Raw genomic sequence first — 1403 nt, 5'->3', positions numbered from 1 at the left:
GGGGCTGCGGACGATCGCCGAGCACGCCGGTGTGGACCGTAAAACGGTCCGCCGATATGTCGAGGCGGCTCGAGGTGCGGGGCTCGAGAGAACGCACGACGCCTCCGCGATCGACGACACGTTGATCGGAACGGTCGTCGAGGTGGTGAGACCGGACCGGCCGCACGGTCACGGCGCGGCATGGGAACATCTCGTTCCCCATCAAGACCAGATCACCAAGTGGGTGGCCGGTGATGGTGAACAGAAACCGCTCACGATCGCGAAAATCGAAGTCCTCCTTACCCGTAAAGGGTGCGTGGTGCCGTACCGGACATTGCATCGATTCGCCACCGAGCGGTGCGGTTTCGGCCGCAAAGACCTCACCGTCCGCGTTGTCGACGGAGATCCCGGGATCGAATGTCAGATCGACTTCGGATATCTGGGGATGCTGACCGACCCCGAAGACGGGCGGGCCCGCAAGGTGCACGCTCTGATCTTCACCGCGGTCTACAGCCGACACATGTTCGTGTGGCTGAGCTATTCACAGACGTTGGTGGCGGTGATCGCCGGATGCGAAGCCGCGTGGAAGTTCTTCGGCGGCGTCTTCGCTGTTCTGATCCCCGACAACCTCAAACCTGTGGTCACCGCCGCGGACCCGATCAGCCCGCGGTTGAGCGATGGATGGCTCGACTACAGCGCTCATGTCGGTTTCATCACCGATCCCGCCCGGGTGCGGTCACCGAAAGACAAACCGAGAGTCGAACGGGCAGTGCAGTACGTGCGCGGAAACTTCTGGGCCGGTGAACGATTCAGCAGTATCACCGAAGCCCAAGGGGCAGTCGTCCGTTGGTGCAGCGCCACAGCGGGTATGCGCATCCACGGCACCACCTGCGCACGGCCACGCGAAGTGTTCGAGGACTCGGAACTGTCGGCGTTGTTGCCGGTGCCGGCCGTCTACGACATCCCGGTCTTCAAGGATGTGAAAGTCCACCGCGACTTCCACGCCGAAGTCGGTCGATCTCTGTATTCGTTGCCGCAGCAATGGATCGGGTCGACACTGTCGGTGCGCGCGGACACCGAGCTGGTCAAGTTCTACCACCGCGGCACCCTGGTGAAAATCCACCCCCGACAGCCCGCGGGTGGGCGGAGCACCGACCGCTCGGACCTGCCCGAACACAAGACCGACTACGCCCTGCGCGATGTCACTTCCTTGATCAAAACCTGCGCCGGGCACGGTCGCTGCATCGGGATCTACGCCGAACGAATCCTCGACGACCCCCTGCCCTGGACTCGGATCCGCAGCGTCTACCGACTCCAGGGGTTGGTGCGTCGTTACGGAGCCGAGCGGGTCGAACAGGCCTGCTCGCTCTCGTTGGATCTCGACGTCGTCTCGGTCACCAAGATCGCGTCCATGTTGGAGCGAG

1 protein-coding gene is annotated in these 1403 nt (G+C 63.3%); it reads left to right on the top strand.

Features of this window, described 5'->3' with window-relative positions; translation table 11 throughout:
* Positions 1-1403: IS21 family transposase (istA, locus tag RHODMAR_RS26760; protein ID WP_042940590.1), on the top strand; the 1403-nt coding region annotated here is incomplete at both ends.

Source organism: Rhodococcus sp. AW25M09, assembly GCF_000333955.1.
GTDB lineage: Bacteria > Actinomycetota > Actinomycetes > Mycobacteriales > Mycobacteriaceae > Rhodococcoides.
This window is presented reverse-complemented; position numbering and strand designations above follow the sequence as displayed.